Source organism: Kitasatospora sp. NPDC053057, assembly GCF_044546945.1.
Classification (GTDB): domain Bacteria; phylum Actinomycetota; class Actinomycetes; order Streptomycetales; family Streptomycetaceae; genus Kitasatospora.
This window is the reverse complement of sequence record NZ_JBITZP010000029.1, coordinates 84,787-105,106: the sequence shown is the minus strand read 5'-3', so window position 1 is coordinate 105,106 and position 20,320 is coordinate 84,787. Positions and strand designations below refer to the sequence as shown.

Sequence of the window (20,320 nt, the reverse complement as noted above, 5' to 3'; positions counted from 1 at the left end):
GCCCCCAGCTCCACCGTCCTGCTGCGACAGGATCAGCGGTGAAGGTCTCTCACCTCCACTCGAACCACAGCGCCTCACGGCGCACCCACGACCTGAGGCACTCGACCGCGACCCTCCTCCTGGAACAAGGCGTCGAACTCGTCGTCATCAAGGAACTCCTCGGCCACGCCCACATCGGCGTCACCGCCACCGTCTACGCCCACGTCCGCCTCCGCCTCCAGCGCGACGCCATCGACCTCCTCGGCCGCACCCTCGGCAAGCCCTCCGGGGCGGCCACCGACCCCGACGACAGCGACGAGCCACCGCTTTGTGCAGCACCCGTCCGCTGATGCGATGAAGGGGCGGGGCCTCCGCTCCTCGTGGGCGCTCCCGGCGTCGGGCGACACTGGGCTTGTCCATGCAACCTGCACAACGATGGAGGCCCCTGTGTGTGCAGAGTACGCCGGGCGGCAGTACGTCGGTATCGACCTGCACCGCCGCCGCTCGGTGATCGTCAGACAAACTGATCAGGGCGAGCTCCTGGAGAGCGTCCGGATCGACAACGACCCGGTAGCGCTGGCGCTCCAGATCGCCAAGGCCGGTCCCGACCCGGACGTGGTGCTGGAAGCCACCTACGGCTGGTACTGGGCCGCCGATGCGCTCCAGGCCGCCGGCGCCACCGTCCACCTGGCCCACCCGCTCGGCATCAAGGGGTTCGCCTACCGACGCGTGAAGAACGACGTACGCGATGCCGCGGACCTGGCCCACCTGCTGCGGATGGGCCGCCTGCCCGAGGCATACCTGGCCCCGCCAGCCGTGCGTCAACTGCGCGAGCTGGTCCGCCACCGCGCCAAATGTGTGGCCCTGCGGTCCGGGCTGAAGGCCGAGATCCACGCCATCCTCGCCAAGCAGGGCCTCGACCTGCCGGTCAGCGACATCTTCGGCGTTCGCGGCCGCGAGCTGCTGGACCGCGCCGTGCTCGACCCCCCGTTCCGAGCCCGAGCGAACGCCACCCTGCGCCTGATCGACGCCTACGACTTCGAGGTCGACCTGGCGGACGGCTGGCTACGAGCCCGCCTCGCCACCCATCCCGGCTACCGCCTACTGCAGAGCTTCCCCGGCGTCGGACGTACTCTCGCCGCCGTGTTCGTCGCTGAGATCGGCGAGATCGACCGCTTCGCCGATGCCGCCCACCTGTGCTCCTGGGCAGGTCTGACCCCGCGTCACCGCGAGTCGGACACCAAGGTCCACCGCGGACACATCACCAAGCAGGGCTCCACACTGGTGCGCTGGGCCGCCATCGAGGCCGCCCAGAAGATCCCCCCGGGCTCCTGGCTCACCTCCGCCCGGGCCACCATCACCGAGCGGCGTGGTCGCAACATCGCCACCGTCGCGGTGGCCCGCAAACTTCTGACCCTGGTCTACTACGGCCTGCGCGACGGCGAGATCCGCGCCCTGCACGCAAACGAGGCCGCAGCATGACCAGGCACGGTACCGCGTCCGGGCGCGAGGTCGCGCAACGTCTGACCCCCGCCCCGGCGGCGAGGTCGCCCCGCTGATTGACCCCGCCCGGCCGCACGCCGCACCGCTCCATTCCCCCACCAGCGGGGCGAAGGGATGACCGGCAGCCGTGCCCACGGCCTGCCCTCCGGCACCCGCCCGGACCCTGGAGACGACACCGAACACCCCCACCGCAATCCCACCAGGACCTATCCACAACCTCACCAGCAGCCCCGGCACCAACATCGTCGCGAGCCTGACGTCCCGTGGGTCAAGACCGTTCGTCCTCGGCTCCGCCTGCGGGCGCTCCGTCTTGACCCACGGGACGCCTTGCTCGCAGCTGCCCAAAACCAGCCGGACCAGCCGAAAAGCAAGCCCCCGACACTTGACCCGGCCCCGCCCCTTCAGGGATGACGTTGCCGTCAACTACTGCCGTCAAGACGCTCAGAAGGGCCTCGCCGAGACGTTCGACGAGGCCCTTCCTTGTGGCTCACATGACCAATTCGCGACATTTTAACAGACTATGCGCCAATGGCGCGCCTATCACAATGCGAGCCGAGATAGCGATCCCTCCACTAATCAAGTGGAGGCGCCATTCCCCCAAATTCAGTGTCCGTCAGTCAATTGGATTGAACCTCTGCAGAAGGAGGCGCCCGCGCTCGTTGATGAGCTCCACATCGACAATCGGTTTCATGCTGGGGTCAAAATACTCCAACATGTTCCGCGATTCGATGAACGAGATTCCAAGCTCCTCCTGGAACACCCTGAGGAACTCAAGCGGTGTAAGAGCGCGAGGGCCTCGCTGAGACAGGTATTCGAGCACCTCCAAAAAGGTTGCACCCTCAGTCACGAGATCTCGCAGCGCGACTTCACCAGTCAAGACACCCACCTACCCTACAGGTCGCGAAAATACAGGTTCAACGTTGGTGTAGTTGCCGAACTCGCCCACGAGCTTACTTCTATCGACCGTCACAACAGTCAATCCATACTTTCCACTCATGTGGCCAGTGAAGGTATTGGCAGCCGCATCCTCATAGGACATTCCAGCCCTAAGATTTGCATTGAAGGCGTCAAGATTGCTCGGCATTGCGGAGACCCATTTAGCCTGGAATGACGTGACATTTTCGGGGCCAAAATGATTCATGACATCGGCGAACATCTGTCCACCAGAAACGGAGCTTCCGCCCCGCTCCACCGCCATGCTCAACGCACCGTTGTTCAGATCTGCAATAACCCCACCGCCTCCCTCGTACATCTGCATAAAGGAGCCGCAGTTGGAATTATGCACTAGCACCGGCGTAGTACCAGCGAGTACATAGTACGTGTGGACGTCTGCGATGGTGAGGTTGTGGGCGGGCTGCGGGTTGGTTTGGTAGTTGTGGACCTGGAGGACGGTTGCGGTCTTGCCGTCTGCGGTCCGTAGGTGGTCACCGACCTTGAGCTCGTTGGCGTTCGTCCAGTGTTGGGTGGTCTCGTCCCAGTAGGGGTGCTTCTGGGTGGAGGTGATTGTAGAGCTCTTGAACGGATCGGAGGGGCCGCTGATTGTCAGGTCTGTGAAGTCGCGGTCGTTTGACCCAACGATGGTGTTGGTGACTGGTTCGACGTTCGTCGTGCCGGTTTCCGGGTCTGTCGCGATGACCTTGTCGCCAGGCTGTAGGTCACTGATGGGTTTATCGGTGCCGTCAGACAGGAGGACGGGTGTGTCGGGCGCAAAGCTGTTACCACCCTTGCATCCGCGTGGAATGCTCGGGTGTTCGGTTTCTGGGAAGGCTTCCTTAGCCAGAGCCTCTGCTCCTCGCATGGCTAGCCGGGCCTTGTTGTATCCAATGACGTTGAGTCCGGTGTCGATGCAGGCCTGCAATGAGCCGTGGGCACAGTCGATGGCATCGTTCACACCGGTGACCTCGCCCACGAAGTGGGTGACGGCGGCCCAGGTGGCGTTGCCCCCGGGCTTGACGTCGTTGGACGACCAGGAGGAAGCGGGCTTACGCCTGTCGCTTTTGGCGTTGAAGTTGATCGTGTTGTGAACGACGAACGGCTTGTCCTGGGCCATGTCGCCGTAGACGACGTCCTCGTGCCAGTCCCAGCCGCCGTTTCCGTCGGGACTCCAGGTCTCGGTGAGGTTATGGGAGACCTTGCTACCGAAGCCGCCGACCTCGCCATCAGGGCGCAGCCCGCTGGGGTCGGAGAGGTTGGCTGGGTTGTTGTTGCTGTAGGCGTAGGCGTTCCACTGTTGTGGGGACGCGAGGTCGATGATCGGGTCGGGGTTGAGGAAGCGGCCGGTGGTGGGCTGGTATTCGCGGGCGCCGAGGTTGGTGAGGCCGGTGGCGTCGTCCTTGGTACCGCCGACGAAGCCGTGGTCGCCGGCCCAAGTGGCGGGCTGGGTGCCGCGCGGGTTGCCGAACGGGTCAGCCAGGCGCCGCGACGCGGCGAGGGTGGTGCCGTCGAGGGCAAGGATGCCGGTGCCGTGGTGGTCGGCGATTTGGTAGGTGGTGGTGCCGCCCTGGCGGACTAGGGTGATGCCGCCGGGGATCTGGTAGTAGCGGATGCCGGTGACGGTGTTGGCGTTGCTGTTGTAAACGAGTTCGTCGCCGCCGAGGTTGATGGTGGTCTTGCCGGGGTCGCGGCGGATGAGCTGGTTGCCGTTGGCGTCGTAGAGGTAGGTGGTCGGTCCGGCGGTGCCTGTCTTGGTGTAGGAGGCGAGCTTGTCCTCGCTGTTCCAAGCGAGGGTGGCGGTGCCGGAAGTGTCGGTGACGGCGGTGGTGTTGCCCGCTGCGTCGTACTGGGCGCTACTGCCAGTAGTGCCGGTCGGCGCAGTGGTGGTGGTGCCAGTCAGGGCGTGCGGGCCGCCGGTGCCGCCGCCGGTGTTGGGTGCGGTGGTCGGGGTGTTGACGGTCCCGAAGGCCGGGTAGGTCTGGTTGGTGGTGGTGTCCTTGGTGGTGTCACCGGAGGGGTCGTGCTGGATGAGCTGGGTGCGGTTGCCGGTGAGGTCGTAGCCGTAGCTCTGCCAGTACGCGGCGGGCCCACCGACCGTCGTCCGAAGGGGTGCCTGGACGCCGCTGGTCGGGGTGGAGTTGGCGCAGGCGCCGATTCCGCCGACCGTGGGCTGGGCGGCTTGGGTGAGTGTTCCGGTGTCGGTCCAGGCGTTCGTCAGGCGGCCGAGGTAGTCGTAGCCGAAGCACTGCAGGTCGGTGGACGACGGGGTGTTGTCCGGGATGTTGCGGATCGCCGTGAGCTGTCCGGCCGGATTATAGGTGTAAGTGAGCTGCTGCACCGCGCCGGTGGAGGCGGTCTGCTTGTCGACGAGTTGCTGCAGAGGGCGGCCAGTGGACTCGTCGTAGGTGTTGGTGACGACGATCTGGGTGCCCCAGGGGTTCATCGTGGAGCGGATGTTGCGGCCGTAGGCGTCCCAGTCCGAGGACAGGTCGTAGGTGGCCCCTCCAAACGCGCCGTAACTGCGCAGCGGCCCGTTGACGTCGTAGATGTAGGTGATCACCTCGGCAGCGATGTCGCCGACGGCCGAGCGCCTGTCGGAGATCGGCGCACCGGAGATGGGGTCGTAGGTCGCCTGGTAGGTGTAGGTGAAGGGGGTTGTGCCCTGGCCGATTTCGGTGCCGGGGATCGTGGTGGTGGTCTTGGTGGGGTGGTAGGCGGTGTCGTACGCCAGCACGGAGCTGGTGTAGGTGATGCCGGAGGCCCCGTTGACGTAGCGGGTGGAGGTGGCGGGCTTGCCCTTGACGACAGTGTCGTAGGTGAAGCCGGTCAGCTGGTTAGCCGGCGCGACCGTACCGGAGTAGGTGCCCGTCGTTCGGCCGAGCAGGTCGTAGGTGTAGGCCACGGTCTGCCCGCGCGCGTCCGTGACGGTGGCCAGATGGCCGTCAGTGTCGTAGGTCTTGGTGGCGGTGCCGGTGTCCGGGTCTGAGGTCGAGGTCTCCCGGCCGCGCAAGTCGTAGCCGTGACTCCAGGTGTTGCCTGCCGCGTCCTTCTGCGTGGCCAGGTGGCCGTCCGGATTGTAGGAATAGGTGGTGATGTCCGCGTCGGCCTGGTTGCCAGTCGCGGTGGGGGTCTTGTACTGCCAGAGCTGGGTCTTGTGGCCGCGTGCGTCGGTGACGGTTGAGGTCGGGGTGGCGCCCGCGGGCGGTGTGACGTCGGTCCGGTCGGCGCCGGGATAGGCGGTGGCGGTCGTGGTCTGGGTGACGCCGTAGGCGACGAACTGCGTGGTCACCGGGCGGCCGAGGCCGTCGTAGACGTTGTAGGTCTGCGCCGGGACCTTGTTGGTGACGGTGTCGAACGGCGTGGGGCTGGGCGCGGCCGCATCGTTGTACCAGGGGCTGTTCGCCCGGGTGACCCGGCCCTGCGAGTCGTACACCGTGTCGGTAATCAGCCGGCCCTTGTAGGCGGAGAGCGCGGGGGTTGACTGGGACTGGACGGTCCGTCCCTCACCGTCCATGATGTCGATCTTGACCGTGTAGTAGTCCTTCGACGTCAGGTCGGAGGTGGTCACGGTCGGAGGCACCGCAGCGCCGTTGACCACGCCCGGAAGCGAGTAGGCGAATTTCTTGTTGGCGCTGGCGGTGGTGGCCTGGCCGGGCAGCCACACGCTGGTCACGCGGCCGAGTTGGTCGTAGGCCTGGGTGGTCGTGCGGCCGTTGACGTCCGTCACTGTCAGTGGCAGCGAGCGCGCCGTGTCGTACGTGGTGGTGGTGACGCGTCCGGTAGTCGCGTCGCTCGCGCCGGCGGGAGCCGGGGTCGTGACGGTGACGCTGTTGGGCAGTTCACCCGCGCCTGCCGCCGTGTAGGCGGTGGTGACGGTCGCACCGCCCAGGTGCGCGCTGTCGGTGGCGTTGGGATCGGTCGCGCTCGTGGCGCGTCCGTAGCCGTCGTACGTCGCGTTGATCGCGCTGAACTGCGGGGTTCCGTTGGAGTCGAAGTGGTCGAGGGTCAGTGTGCCGGTCGCATCGTGTGCCGCGCCGAGCTGTCCGAAGTCCTTGCCGTCGTAGACGGTCCGGGTCCAGGAGATGGTGTTGGACGCCGTGGCCGTGGCGGTGCAGGCGTTGGCGCCGGATACCACCACCGACTCGGAGGAGAGCTCCTGGACTTGCGGGTCCCCGCCGGTGGCGTAGTTGGTGCGGGTGCAGATGTCCGGCAGGCCGTCGGCGCTGTCGAGTGAGGTGCTGACGCGGTTGCCGTGCGCGGGGTCGGTCGTCGTGGTGGTTGCGGTGGACTGCCAGGTCCCGTCGGCCTTGAGCGACTTCGTCGTGCTCACGGTCGTGGTGGTCGCGTACCGCGCGAGCAGTGCGGGAAGGTTGTTGCCCTGGTTGTGGGTGGCGGTGGTGACCGGATCGCCGCTGAAGGACTGCACCGTGTAGCTGGTGACGGTTCCGGCAGGGTCGGCGCTGGTGTAGGTGTCAGTCTCGCGGGTCTGCCCGGAGAGCCAGTCGGAGTCGGTGGCTCCTGCGCCCATTGGGCCGGCCACCTGGACGCTGCGGCTTGTGCCGTTCGCGAGGAGGTCGCCGTCCATGCCCTGGTAGAAGGTGGTCGACTTCTTCGACTGCGGCCCGTCGTTGCCGCTGCCGGCTATCGCGGTGACGTAGGCGTAGCCGCGGAACTGGTCCCAGGTGCGGTTCTTGTCCTGGGTCGACGGCGAGTCGTTGCGGTGCCAGGCGGCCTTTCCGTAGGTGTAATCGGTCTCCATCGGAATCGAATGAGGAGCACCGGGGTTCACGGTCACGCTCGCGACCGGGTACTTCAGGAACCAGTCGTCCACCGGCGTGGCGCCGGCGATGGAGCCGGGCGGATTCCACTTGACGTTGAAGCAGGAGAGCGTGTCACTGTCGGCGGAGGCCGGCATGACGTTGTTCACCCGTGAGCAGGCGGCGGGGGCGTAGTTGACGCCGATGGTGCTGCCGGTCTCAGTGGTGATCAGCTGGATGCGCGGCCGGTTGTAGGCCGGCGGTGCGGGGACCAGGTTGGTGCCGTCCACGCGGTTGGGCAGCAACTGCGAGGTGAAGGACACGGGCGGCAGGGTGATCTGGCCGCCGGTGGCCTGGGGGTCCTGGCCGGTGCGCTGGATGGAGGCGAGCCACGGGACCTGGGTGTTCTCGGTGGCGTTCTGCACGTTGATGAACGTGTGGTTGAGCGCGTAGGAGTCCACGGTCTGGTAGGTGCCGTTGACCTTCACTTGGGTGGTGATGGACGTCAGCCACTTGGTGGTCCAGTACGTCGGCCCGTAGACCGTGCACGGGCTGGTGGCGTCGCACTGCTGGTCCAGCGGGACGTCCGGCCAGTTCGCCGCGTTGGCCGCGGTGCGCTGGGACGGGTCACAGGCCGAAGTAGAGGTGACGCACCGCTCGGAGGTGTTGAAGACGATCTTCGCGGCGGGGTTGTAGGCGCCGTTGTTGTTCAGCTGGTCCGAGAGGAGCTGGCCGTAGCCGATGGTGGCCGGTACACCGGCGCGGGTGTAGGCGGCGGGAGTGCCGTTGCCGTTGTTCTGGGCGCCGCCGCGGGAGTAGTAGTTCGTCTCCGGGGCGTAGGTGTAGGTGGTCAGGTTGCCGTGCGGATCGACGACGAAGTCGAGGTTCCAGCGCCACGCGGTCTGGCACCACGATCCCTGGCCCTTGGCCGGGTCGTAGCACGGATCCCCGCTGTTGGGGGAGTAGACCGGGACAGTCCACGCAGAGCCGGAGTCCGCACCCAGCGTGGTCGGGTTGCCGTTCGCGTCCGGCACATGGTTCAGGCCGAAGTAGGACACCGTGCCGTCGGTGTCGGTGACCTTGATGTAGGAGCCGTTCCAGGTGCCGTTCGTGGCACCGGTCAGGAACTGCACCTTCGTGCCGTCGTCGTCCTTCAGCCGCCACGTGCAGGCCGCCTGCTCCATCGTGGCCGGAGCGTTGGCCTGGCAGGAGGAGTCGTCGGGCACCAACTGCCCCGAATGGCCGCCCAGCGACATGGTCAGGTTCGCACCGCTCCAGCACTGGTCACCGGAGCCGGTGATCCCGTCCAGCGAACAGGGCTTGAATGAACGCTCGACGAAGCCGGCACCGAGGTCCCAGCCGTCACCGATCCAGGACGCCTGCGCGTTCGTCGACGAGGTCATCCCGTCCACCGACGCCGAGTCGTACGACAGCGATACCTTCGGGGCCGAACCGGCCAGCGCCGGCGGCACCTGCACCGGGTAGCCGTACGTGAACGCGCCCGACGACCCGCCCGCGGTCCAGCCCTGGGAGACCCCGAGCGGGGTCGCCGCATAGGTTCCGGCCCCACTGGAAGCCCCGGACACCACACCGACCGTGGTCGACGTGGTGGTGGAGCCTGCGTACACTGCGCGGGCCGCACCGGAGACATCGGTGGTGGTCTTGGTGGCCGGAGTGGTCGAGGCCTTGGCGGTGCCCGTGCTGTTCAGCGGGACGTCGGCGACGAGCTTCTTCGCCGACGGGTCGTAGTGCGACTCCAGCGGCGTCTGCTTGCGGCAGTCGGCGGCCTGCGGCGTCGTCGTCGCGCAACTGGGCAGGACCACCAGATGGGCCCGGGCTGCCCAGTTCGCCCCGAACGCACTGTCCAGGCTGGAGGCGTCGACTCCCAGGCGCACCGGTGCGTCGTCGCCTGAGCCAGGGCGGGTGAGAGTCACGGCTACGCCGGGGATGCCGGCGGTGGCCGAGGCCTTGGCATCGGCCATCTCGACCTGGATCGTCTGGCCCGCCGCCGACGAGCCGGCCAGCGGCGCGACAGTGACCGGAAGTCCCGAGGCCTTGGCCTCCGCACCGGCCTTCGGCTTCTCACCCTCGCCGAGAGGGTGGGCCTCGGGTGCGGAGCCGAGCGTCACCGAGGCGTGGCCACCCGGAACCGACTTCGATTCCTTCGGCGGAGTCCAGGTCGGCGGCACCGGGTGCTTCGGCTTCGCAACCGGCACCAGCGCCGCGTTCTGCCCTGCGACCGAGGGCGTCTTTGGCAGGGCGGTGTTCGGCGGCGACCACGTGCGCGAGTAGTCCGGCCCACCCGCGGCAGCCGCGATCGGCAGGGGCGCGAGCAGAGAACCGACGACGGCGGCCGTTGTGACGGCCGCGAGCCGTCCGCGCAGTCTCCCCCTCCTGCTCTTTTCTTTCCCGAAGCCCGATCGTTGTATAACTGACACGCTTTTATATCCCCCAAGCATTGGTCCCCCCGGAATACGGGAGGTGCGTCCTGTATCCGAACCGGCGAATGCTAGCGGGGTTTGATGACGCACAGTCAAGGCGTATCCGATGGTGAGGATTCTCACAGAGGGGCACGAAGCGGCCATTTCACATCAAGTCTGGACTTCGACATCGAACTTGAACTGGCCGATGTCAGTCCGTCCCCCTACGGTGCCTCTGGCCTGTGCCTATGCAGGCTATCCATGTTCTTTGGGGGGAGTTTCCCGCTTTGACCAGAAAGCGCCTTTGCAACGGCGTCCCGCTCAGGGCCTTGACCGCGGCAGCCGTTCTCGCGCTCACCACCGGCCTCTCAGGCCTCAGCGCCCAAGCCGCCGACGCACCGAACGTGCCCTCGCAGGCCGCCATTGACGCCGCGACCGTGAAGCAGTCGCAGTCACGACCGCCCGCCAACGCGGTCGAACAGGCCATCGCCCAGGCCAAGGCCACACAAAAGAACGTCCCGGTCGACTCGCTCACGACCGAGTACAGCGAGACCGTCGCCACTCCCGATGGTCACCTCGCTCTGACCAGCCACCTGGAGCAGCAGCGCGTACGCCGTAATGGAGCTTGGCAGGGCCTGGACGCCACCCTCGCGGTCAACCAGGACGGCACGTTCTCGCCCAAGTCCGCGGCGGCGCAGGTGGCGCTGTCCAAGGGCGGGGACGGGCCGCTGGCGACCATGACCAGTTCGGACGGAAAGAAACTAGCGCTGTCCGCCCCGTTCGCACTGCCCGCGCCCACCGTGAGCGGTGACAGCGTGGTCTACCCGTCCGTGGCACCCGACATCGACCTGAAGGTCACCGCCACCAAGCTCGGTGGGCTGAGCACCGTCCTGGTCGTCAAGACGCAGGCCGCGGCTGCCAACCCGATGCTGAAGAATCTGCACTTCGGGACCACCCTGGACGGCGTCACCGTCAAGAGCGACGAGCACGGCAGCGTCACTGTCGTCGGCGCTGACGGTAAGCCCCGCTGGGTCTCCCGCACTCCGCAGATGTGGGACAGCACCACCGCACCCGCCGCAAGCGCCCCCGCAACCGTGACGAAGGCCGCCCTGACCTTCAGGGCAGCCGCGGCAGACACACCCGCACCCGCACCGACGGATCCGGGCCAGGCCACAACCGCCAGCTCTGACGCCGGCCCCGGGACGGCCGCCAAGGTCTCCACCATGCCGGTCAAGGCCACCGACGCCGGCATCGACCTCACCCCCGACCAGGACCTCCTGGCCCACGGCACCGCCCCCTACTACATCGACCCCGACTACCTCCCCTGGACCCTGACAGGCAACTCCTGGACCTGGGTCCAGTCCGCCCACGACAGCCCCGGCAACTGGATGCACCAGGGCCCTACGGACGCCGAGCACCCGGGCGTCGGAAAGTGCGGCTACTACCCCAACGGCGGCAGCTGCTCCCCCGCCGACATTGAGCGCAGCTTCTACCAGTTCGACATCAGCGCGCTCGGCGGTGCGGTCATCCACTCCGCGACGATGACCATGCAGGAGTACGTCTCCGCCGACTGGTCCTGCACCAACAAGTACCCGCTCAATCTCTACGTGACCAACGGGCCGATCTCTTACGGCACGACCTGGTCCAACCAGCCCGGACAGCAAGGGGGTCAGCTCGGCGATACGGCCTCGGTGGGCGGCTCCGGACACGACCAAGCGTGCTACGGCAACGTGCCGTTCAGTTTCGACATCACCGGGGCGATGAAGCAGTACGTCAACTACGGGCAGCTGACGTTCGGCCTCTACGGCGACGAGAGCAACCAGTTGGCCTTCAAGCGGTTCACCTACCAGCCGGCGCTGTCCGTGATGTACGACCGGGTGCCCAACGTCCCTACCAGCCCGTCGGTGTGGCCCGCCCCCACCACGGTCAGCCCCGCGTCGACGAACCAGGCCTGTGGTGACGGCAACGCCAACGACTGGGCCTGGCTCGGTGCCGGTTCCGCCCAGAACAACGCCGTCTGGCTCAACGCCACCGTCACCAGCCCCACCCAGGCCCAGGTCAAGACTTGGGACCACATCTGGGACTACAACTCCTCCAACGGCGCGAGCGGCGACACGCCGTACGTCAGCAGCGGCGGCACCACAAGCTTCCAACTGCCCGCCGGCCTGATCCAGGACGGCCACGCCTACGGCTACGACATGCAGGCCAAAGACGGCCTGGACGACACTCCCTGGTCCGCCCCGACACCGAACTGCTACTTCAAGGTCGACCTCACCCCGCCGACCGTCACCTTCCCCACGACTGTCACCGACACCAGCAAGCAGTTCCCGCCCAGCGGCAACGGCCAGACCCCCCAGCTCTACGCCGGCCAGAGCGGCGGCATCCCCTTCACCGCCCACGACCCCAACCCCAGCGGCGCCTACACCTCCGGAGTGGTCTGCCTGCGCTGGAGCTTCGACCCCCAGCTCGTCGACTCCTCCTGGCAGTGCGGCAGCTCCATGCCCACCGGCCAGATCCAGGTGACCCCGGGACGCTGGGGCACCAACGTCCTCTACATCCAGGCCGAGGACAACGCCGGCAACCTCTCCCCGGTCGCGCAATACTCCTTCTACGCACCGTGGAACCCCAACAGCCCCGCGCCGACCTTCGGTGACGTCACCGGCGACGCCCTGCCCGACATCCTCACCGCCGACCCCAACGGCGACCTGCGCGCCTACAGCATCCCCGCCACCCAGGCCAAAGCCCCGCTCGCCGCCCCAAAGGCCAAGTCCCCCGGCGGCGACTCCTGGGCCAACTACCACACCACCCACCGCGGTAGCCTGCGCGGGGCCAACAACGTCGACGACCTCATCGTCCACAAGGACGGCGACCAGAGCCTCTACTACTACCAAAACCCCGGAAACGCAGGCATCACTGGCGTCTTCGACGCCAACAGTCATGTGGCTAAGCCCGTCTGCGACCCGAAGCTGACCGACTGCACCGGCTACAACGCCACCGACTGGTCCACCACGCTGCAGATCGCCGCCAGCGGCGACCCCAGCACCACCAACCTCGACACCAACAAGAAGTTCCTCAACCGCACCGGCCTGTTCACCGTCGAGACCAGCCCGGACGGCACCGGCGCCCTCTGGTTCTACCCCACTGTCAGCGACGGCACTTTCGGCTCGCCCACCAAGCTCGCCGCAACCGGCTGGAAGGGCTGGGACCTGATCTCCCCCGGTGACTGGGCCGGCCAGGGCCACCCCGGCTTGTGGGCACGCAACGAGAGCAACGGAGACCTGCGCGGCTACACCTTCACCACCGGCACCATCGCCATCAGCGACGGTTACGGCGGCAACATCAACTACCGGACCCTGACCGGCATCGCCACCGACACCAAGATCGGCTACGGCGTCACCGCCGCCAGCTGGCCCGTCATCGGCTCCGACGGCGACCTCACCGGCATCGGATCCCCCACCCTCTGGAGCATGACCCCAGGCGGCGTCATCCAGATCTTCACCGGCCATTCCACCACCACCGACCCCTACTACACCTGGACCAACGGACCGACCGGCGTCCTCAGCACCTACGCCGAGAACAGCCCCATCACCTACACCGCCCAGACCGGCAAGTGCGTGGACATCACCAGCGGCAGCACCGCAAACGGCACCGCCGTCCAGCTGTACGACTGCAATGGCAGCAACGCCCAGAAGTGGACCTTCGAGCCCGACGGCAGCCTTCGCTCCCTCGGCCACTGCCTCGACGCCACCGGACGCGGCACCGCCAACGGCACCCCCCTGCAGATCTGGGACTGCGGCAACGGCGCCCCGCAGCAGACCTTCGTCCCCAGGCCCGACGGCAGCCTCTACAACCCCGCATCCGGCCGATGCGTCGACCTCCCCGGCGGCACCACAACCAACACCGCCCGACTCCAACTCTGGGACTGCAACGGCACTCCCGCCCAGAAGTGGACCGCTCTCGTACGAAGCTGAACTCAAGCAGGGACTCATCTACGGTCGCGGTAGCGGCCGCCGGCCACCTTGGCATCAGGCGGGCGCTCTGTGACCCCGGTCGCCCAGCTCTGGCGGAGTGAATGTTCGCTCGGCGTGGCCACCTCCTCGGATTGGCATTCGGGGAGGTGGCCACCTGCACATGCCGACCCACGGAACTCCTGGGCTGCTCTGTGGTTCGGCTACCGAATGCGCCGTGCAGGATGCAGGTAGCCGGTGACGAGATGCGGGACGCCGCGCGCACCAGTCGTACGCAAGCCGCCCGGATCAGGGCGCACCGGTCGGCCCACTGGCCGGTTCGGATGGTGGTGTCGGCCCGGCCTTGATCCATTGTCGCTGTGCTGCGGCCCGCTGCCCTCAACGGCGGTCCGGGGCGGCGAGGTCCTACACCGGCACCGAATACTTCGAGGCGCCGATCCAAGGGATTGCGCCGATCAGCCCACGGGGCGGAACCACTCGGCCCGCGACCGCGCTGCTCAGCCCGCCAAACGTCAGCGTAACGTTCACATAACGTTCCCATGCGGGTGAACCTCGGCGCGTAATCACCGTCATCCGACGGTCATTCGCCTACAGTTTTCCCAGGCGACTTCGACATTTCCGCAGGTCAGTGGCCCAGCCTCGCCCGACGAGGCATCAGATCAAGAGTGGGGCGGGTGGGACTCGAACCCACGACCAAGGGATTATGAGTCCCCTGCTCTAACCGGCTGAGCTACCGCCCCGGTTCGCCGCGCGCGCCGGTTCCCGGCCACGGCAGCAGCAGACGGCCCCGCGAGGCCGTCCCGGGCAGCATAGCCGGTCGATCACCCGTGGTGCGCGCCGGGGGCGCACCTGGGCGCCGACGGTGCGCGCCTCTCCGGGCGGCGGCGCCCGGGTGGCGGCCGAGGGGCCCGACAGGGCAGCCTGGACTGATGACGATGCGTGGGGCGGGAGCGGCCTGGGCCCTGGTGCTGGCGCTCGCGGCGACGGGCTGCACCACCGCGGCGCGGCCCGGCAGTGTCGCCCCGACGGTCACCTCGGCACCGCCGACCAGCACCGCGAACAGCCACGGCTGGACCAAGCAGCGCTTCAGGGGGGCGGCCGCCAGGCACACCGGGGTGACCCGCACCGCCAAGCCCAACGTGCTCAACGGGCTGGTCGGCGCGGTGTTCACCCGCAACGCGGACGGCGACCACTTCTGCACCGCCAGTGTGGTGGACAGCGCCGGGCTCAACCTCATCGTCACCGCCGCCCACTGCGTCTGGGATCCGAAGATCGGCCAGCGCAGCGACCTGGTCTTCGTCCCCGGCTACCGCAACGGGGACACCCCGAGCGGCGTGTGGCCGCTGCTGGCCGTCACCGTGGACGACGGCTGGAACGACCACGCCGACCCGGACATGGACGTCGCCTTCGCGGTCGTCCAGGCCCAGAACGGGCAGCAGGTGCAGCAGGTGCTCGGCGCCAACAAGCTGGGCGTCAACCGCGGTTACCAGGTCCCGGTGCGGATCACCGGCTACCCGGGCAGCAGCAACGTCCCGATCACCTGCTCCAACACCACCTCCGAGCAGAGCGCCACCCAGCTGCGGATCGACTGCCCCGACTACACCGGCGGCACCAGCGGCAGCCCGTGGGTCACCGACTTCGACCCGACCACCAGGACCGGCACCGTGGTCGGCGTGATCGGCGGCTACCAGGAGGGCGGCGACAGCCCGAACACCTCGTACAGCAGCTACTTCGGCGACCGGGTCCAGGCCCTCTACGACCGGGCCACCGGCTGACGGGCCCCGGGGCCCGTCTTCGAACACCCCGGGCAGTGGCGCCGCCGGGCACGGCCTGGTAGATCTTCCTCTCGAACGGCGGAACGCACGGCCCGGATGCCCGCCCCGAGGAACGAGACGGAGCGCCGATGGCCCCCCGCCCGGTGCCGCCCCCGCGCGCGGCCGGAGCGACCGCGCTGGCCGCCCTGCTGCTGGCCTCCGGCACCGCGTGCGGTGCCGGGTCGGACACCTCGCCGAACGCCGAGGTCGCCCAGCAGAGCCCGGCCCGCGACCGGATCGGCACCCTGTCCATCCACAGCCCGCAGGGCTCCCGGGCCTGCACCGCGAGCGTGGTGCACAGCCCCGGGCGCAACCTGCTGGTCACCGCCGCGCACTGTGTGCAGAACCAGCGGGTCGGCCTGCTGGACGGCCTGGTGTTCACTCCCGGCTACCGCAACGGGTACTCCCCGTACGGGAGTTGGCAGGTGCAGTCGATCACCGTCGACCCGCGCTGGGCCTCGGACGACGACCCCGACTACGACGTGGCCTTCGTCACGGTCGGCCCGGCCGACGGCCGGCAGGTCGAGGACGCGGTCGGCGGCAACCCGCTCGGCACCGGCCGGGGCGTCGGGCTGTCGGTCTCGGTGACCGGCTACCCCAACGAGAGCGACGAACCGATCACCTGCTCGGTCCGCACCAGCTCGCAGAGCTCCACCCAGGAGCGCTTCGACTGCGGCGGCTACACCGACGGCACCAGCGGCAGCCCGTGGGTGACCGGCGACGGCGCGGTGGTCGGCGTGATCGGCGGCTACCAGGAGGGCGGGGAGACTCCGGGCACCTCGTACAGCGTCGCCTTCGACCAGCGGGTCTCCGACCTCTACCGGAAGGCGACCGCCTGATTCCGCGGGGCATCCCCGCCGGCAGCGGGCCACCGGGGTGATGCACGCGACAGCGGCCCGGGCAACACGAAGGCCCCCCGGTCGTCCGAGGGGCCTTCGCTCTGAGCAGTCACCGGGCGGACCCGGTGCAGCTCCCGCAATTGGACTCGAACCAATAACCTGCCGATTAACAGTCGGCTGCTCTGCCAATTGAGCTATGCGGGATCGCGGTACTCAACTTCCGTACCACGCGCAGGAAGTGGGCTCCCGAAGAGCACTCCTCCTGAGCTCCCCCAATTGGACTCGAACCAATAACCTGCCGATTAACAGTCGGCTGCTCTGCCAATTGAGCTATGGGGGATCGGCTTCCGCTTCGGCTCCCGTGACCCGGGCTCCTCGGCGCTCGCTGCGGGACATACATTAGCGCACTCGGGGGGGTGGTCCGCCAATCGCTTTCCCCGGCCGCCCTGGACCGCCGGTCCGGCGTGCCCCGGCGCGCGCCGCCGACGGCGCCCGGGGATGCTGGGGGCGCGGACGGTTCGCCGTCCCGAGCAACGGGTAGGGCAATGCGGCAGAAGGCCGCCAGGAGAGGGTGGGTCCGATCATGTGGAAGCTGTCGTTGGCCGTGGGTTTCGCGGCCGGCTACGTCCTCGGCTCGCGGGCCGGGCGCCAGCGCTACGAACAGATCACCAAGGTCACCCGGCAGATCGCCCGGAACCCCGCGGTCCAGGGGGCGGCCGAACGGGCACGGCAGCAGGCCGGCGCGGTGGCCGGGAAGGCGGCCGGCGCCGTCGCGGACCGGGTCGGGGACCGACTGCCGAACGCGGTCACCGACCGGGTGCCGTACTTCAGCCGGTCCCGGACGGAGGACGACGGCTGGGGTACCTTCCGCCCGTGACGGGGTGGTGATCCCAGAGCAAAGGAGACCCCAACCCGGGGTCCCGAACCGGCAACGGCTCACCCGGCCCGGACGCGTACCGGGCCGGGCTGAGGCATGATCTCGACATGGCCATCGTCGCGGGGATAGACAGCTCGACCAGCCGCACCAGGATCGTCGCGTGCGACACCGACACCGGCGCCGTCCTTCGTTCCGGCAAGGCGCCGCACCCCGTCCCCGAGGACCAGGACCTGCGCCCCGGCGAGACCGACCCGCAGGTCTGGCTGCACTCGCTCGGCGACGCCGCCGCCGGCGGCCTGCTGGAGGGCGTCCGGGCGATCGGCGTCAGCGCGCAGCAGCACGGCATGATCGGTCTGGACGCGGGCGGGGTGCTGGTCCGGCCCGCGATCCTCTGGAACGACCCGCGCTCCGGCGGCGCCGCCGCCAAACTGCTGGACGCCCTCGGCGGACCGGCCGCCTGGACCGCCGCGATCGGCGCGGTGCCCGGCCCGACGTACACCATCGCCAAGCTGCGCTGGCTGGCCGAGTTCGAGCCGGTCAACGCCCGCCGGGTCGCCGAGGTGCTGCTGCCGCACGACTGGCTGGTCTGGCAGCTGCTCGGCCACCCCAAGCGCCGCACCACCGACCGCGGCGACGCCTCCGGCACCGGCTACTGGTCCCCGATCAGCGGCGAGTACCGGCAGGACCTGGTCGAGCTGGCGCTCGGCCACGAGCTCAGGCTGCCGGACGTGCTCGGCCCCGCCGAACCCGCCGGGCACACCCCCGAGGGCCTGCTGATCTCGGCCGGCACCGGTGACAACATGGCCGCCGCACTGGGCCTCGGCCTCGGCCCGGGCGACGCGGTGGTCTCGCTCGGCAGCGCCGGGACGATCTTCGCGGTGCACGAGAAGGCCGTGGTGGACACCACCGGCCTGGTCTCCTCCTTCGCCGACGCGAGCGGCCACCACCTGCCGATGGTCGCCACCCTCAACGCCGCCCAGGTGCTGCGCTCCACCGCCGCCATGCTCGGCCTGGACCTGGACGGGCTGAGCGACCTCGCCCTGCACTCCTCCCCCGGCGCCTACGGCCTGGTGCTGCTCCCCTACCTGGACGGCGAGCGCACCCCCGCGCTGCCGCACGCCGCCGGCACCCTGACCGGCCTGCGGGCCGAGGCGATGACCCCTCAACACCTGGCCCGGGCCGCCGTCGAGGGCATGCTGTGCAACATCGCCGACGCGCTGGACGTGCTGCGCGGCCAGGGCGTCGAGATCAAGCGGGTCTTCCTGCTCGGCGCGGCCGGCCGGCTGCCGGCCGTGCGGCACGCCGCCCCGATGCTGTTCGGCGTCCCGGTCGTGGTGCCCCCGCCGGGCGCCCACGCCGCCCGCGGCGCCGCCCGGCAGGCCGCCTGGGCGCTGGCCGGCACCGCCGAGCCGCCGGAGTGGGAGCTGCCGGACGCCGAGACGGTCGAGCCCGAGGGCGAGCAGGACCTCGCGATCGGTTCGGCGGTGCGCCAGCAGTACCGCGCCGCCCGGGACCAGGTCCACCCGGAGGCGGCCTCCGCGTAGCGGACCGCCGCCCGCCGCCCGCCGAGGACGGCACCGGCCGGAGTCGGCCGGTGAAGATGCGTCACCCGGCGCCCGGTGGCAGCGTGGGTCGGGACACGGCCACCGAGGCGAAGGGCGGCAGGATCCCATGGCCCTGCACAAGGGGACCGGCAGCGACCGCCGGCTGAGCGTCAGTCCGTTCCTCGGCATCACCGACCCGCTGGGCGCGATGGAGCTCGCCCCGCCGGTGCACCGGCTCGGCGAGGGCCCGGTCGCCGCCGACACCGCGTACCAGCTGGTCCACGACGAACTGATGCTGGACGGCAGCGCCAAGCTCAACCTGGCGACCTTCGTCACCACCTCGATGGAGGTGCAGGCCACCCGGCTGATGACCGAGTGCCTGGACAAGAACATGATCGACAAGGACGAGTACCCGCAGACCGCCGAGCTGGAGCGGCGCTGCGTGGCCATCCTCGCCGACCTCTGGCACGCCCCCGACCCGGACACCGCCATCGGCTGCTCCACCACCGGCTCCAGCGAAGCCTGCATGCTGGCCGGCATGGCGCTCAAGCGCCGCTGGATGCGCCGCTACCCCGAGCGCTACGCGGCCGGGGCCCGGCCCAACCTGGTGATGGGCGTCAACGTGCAGGTGTGCTGGGACAAGTTCTGCAACTTCTGGGAGATCGAGGCGCGCACCGCGCCGATGGAGGGCGAGCGCTTCCACCTCGGCGCCGAGCAGGCGGCCGCCCTGTGCGACGAGAACACCATCGGCGTGGTCGGCGTCCTCGGCTCGACCTTCGACGGGTCGTACGAGCCGATCGCGGAGATCTGCGCGGCCCTGGACGAGCTCCAGGAGCGCACCGGCCTGGACGTCCCGGTGCACGTGGACGGCGCCTCCGGCGGCATGGTGGCGCCCTTCCTCGACCCGGACCTGGTCTGGGACTTCCGGCTCCCCCGGGTGCAGTCGATCAACACCTCCGGCCACAAGTACGGGCTGGTCTACCCCGGCGTCGGCTGGGCGCTGTGGCGGGACCAGACGGCGCTGCCCGAGGAACTGGTGTTCCGGGTCAACTACCTGGGCGGCGAGATGCCGACCTTCGCGCTCAACTTCTCCCGGCCCGGCGCGCAGGTCGCGGCGCAGTACTACGTCTTCCTGCGGCTCGGCCGGGCGGGCTTCGAGGCCGTCCAGGGCGCCTGCCGGGAGGTCGCCACCTACCTGGCCGGGGAGATCGGGAAGCTGGACTGCTTCCGGCTGCTGACCCGCGGCGACGAGGTCCCGGTGTTCGCCTTCACCACCACCGAGGACGTGACCTTCGACGTGTTCGACGTCTCGCGGCGGCTGCGCGAGCGCGGCTGGCAGGTGCCCGCGTACACCTTCCCGCCGGACCGCGAGGACCTGTCGGTGCTCCGGGTGGTCTGCCGCAACGGCTTCTCCCGGGACCTCGCCGACCTGCTGCTGGCCGACCTCCACCGGCTGCTCCCGGAGCTGCGGCGCCAGCCCGTCCCGCTCAAGGAGCTGGGGGTGCCGGCCAGCGCCGGCTTCCACCACTGAGGCGTGTCGCCCGGTCCCGGAAGGACCGCCGGAAATGCCGCGGCGGGGGGGGGGGGGGGGGGCGCCCCCCCCCCCGGGGGGGGCGGGGGGGGGGGGGGGGAAGGCGGGCCCCCCGGGGGGGGTGGTTATGGGCGGGGTTAATGTTTTGTGTGGGT

General features: G+C 69.1%; 10 protein-coding genes and 3 tRNA genes. 8 read left to right on the top strand and 5 right to left on the bottom strand.

What is annotated here, in order from left to right:
• Both ACIG5E_RS27095 and ACIG5E_RS27090 read left to right on the top strand, forming a co-directional pair.
• Positions 1-329, top strand: a 329-nt coding sequence (locus tag ACIG5E_RS27095) for a tyrosine-type recombinase/integrase (protein WP_396537569.1), incomplete at its 5' end; no start/stop codon positions are given.
• A gap of 97 nt (positions 330-426) precedes the next feature.
• Complete coding sequence (locus ACIG5E_RS27090; protein ID WP_396537567.1) at positions 427-1,461, top strand: IS110 family transposase; 1,035 nt, start codon at positions 427-429, stop codon at positions 1,459-1,461.
• 634 nt (positions 1,462-2,095) lie between these two features.
• On the opposite strand, the gene ACIG5E_RS27085 is transcribed toward ACIG5E_RS27090, so the two are convergent.
• Positions 2,096-2,359, bottom strand: coding sequence for a hypothetical protein (locus ACIG5E_RS27085; protein WP_396537565.1), 264 nt, complete (start codon positions 2,357-2,359; stop codon positions 2,096-2,098).
• A gap of 9 nt (positions 2,360-2,368) precedes the next feature.
• Positions 2,369-9,610, bottom strand: a complete 7,242-nt coding sequence (locus ACIG5E_RS27080) for a polymorphic toxin-type HINT domain-containing protein (RefSeq protein WP_396537563.1) — start codon at positions 9,608-9,610, stop codon at positions 2,369-2,371.
• A gap of 311 nt (positions 9,611-9,921) precedes the next feature.
• Here ACIG5E_RS27080 and ACIG5E_RS27075 point away from each other — a divergent pair, with 311 nt between their 5' ends.
• Positions 9,922-13,563, top strand: coding sequence for a ricin-type beta-trefoil lectin domain protein (locus ACIG5E_RS27075; protein WP_396537561.1), 3,642 nt, complete (start codon positions 9,922-9,924; stop codon positions 13,561-13,563).
• A 663-nt stretch (positions 13,564-14,226) separates the two neighbouring features.
• On the opposite strand, the gene ACIG5E_RS27070 is transcribed toward ACIG5E_RS27075, so the two are convergent.
• Positions 14,227-14,300: transfer RNA gene (locus ACIG5E_RS27070), tRNA-Ile, on the bottom strand.
• 189 nt (positions 14,301-14,489) lie between these two features.
• Here ACIG5E_RS27070 and ACIG5E_RS27065 point away from each other — a divergent pair.
• On the top strand, positions 14,490-15,335 hold the full coding sequence (locus ACIG5E_RS27065) for a trypsin-like serine peptidase (protein ID WP_396537559.1): 846 nt from the start codon (positions 14,490-14,492) through the stop codon (positions 15,333-15,335).
• Positions 15,336-15,463: 128 nt separating this feature from the next.
• Positions 15,464-16,213, top strand: a complete 750-nt coding sequence (locus tag ACIG5E_RS27060) for a trypsin-like serine peptidase (RefSeq protein ID WP_396537557.1) — start codon at positions 15,464-15,466, stop codon at positions 16,211-16,213.
• A gap of 131 nt (positions 16,214-16,344) precedes the next feature.
• Here the strand turns inward: ACIG5E_RS27060 and ACIG5E_RS27055 are convergent.
• Both ACIG5E_RS27055 and ACIG5E_RS27050 read right to left on the bottom strand, forming a co-directional pair.
• A tRNA-Asn gene (locus ACIG5E_RS27055) sits at positions 16,345-16,417 on the bottom strand.
• A 63-nt stretch (positions 16,418-16,480) separates the two neighbouring features.
• Positions 16,481-16,553, bottom strand: a tRNA-Asn gene (locus ACIG5E_RS27050).
• A gap of 240 nt (positions 16,554-16,793) precedes the next feature.
• On the opposite strand from ACIG5E_RS27050, the gene ACIG5E_RS27045 reads away from it, so the two are divergent.
• The 3 genes from ACIG5E_RS27045 (at position 16,794) to ACIG5E_RS27035 (ending at position 20,165) form a co-directional block, all read left to right on the top strand.
• On the top strand, positions 16,794-17,090 hold the full coding sequence (locus tag ACIG5E_RS27045) for a hypothetical protein (RefSeq protein WP_396537577.1): 297 nt from the start codon (positions 16,794-16,796) through the stop codon (positions 17,088-17,090).
• A 107-nt stretch (positions 17,091-17,197) separates the two neighbouring features.
• Positions 17,198-18,634 (top strand): FGGY family carbohydrate kinase, encoded by a 1,437-nt coding sequence (locus ACIG5E_RS27040; protein ID WP_396537555.1) that lies wholly within the window; start codon positions 17,198-17,200, stop codon positions 18,632-18,634.
• A 127-nt stretch (positions 18,635-18,761) separates the two neighbouring features.
• Entirely contained in the window at positions 18,762-20,165 is a 1,404-nt protein-coding gene (locus tag ACIG5E_RS27035; RefSeq protein WP_396537553.1) for a glutamate decarboxylase, read from the top strand.
• Positions 20,166-20,320: the final 155 nt, after the last annotated feature.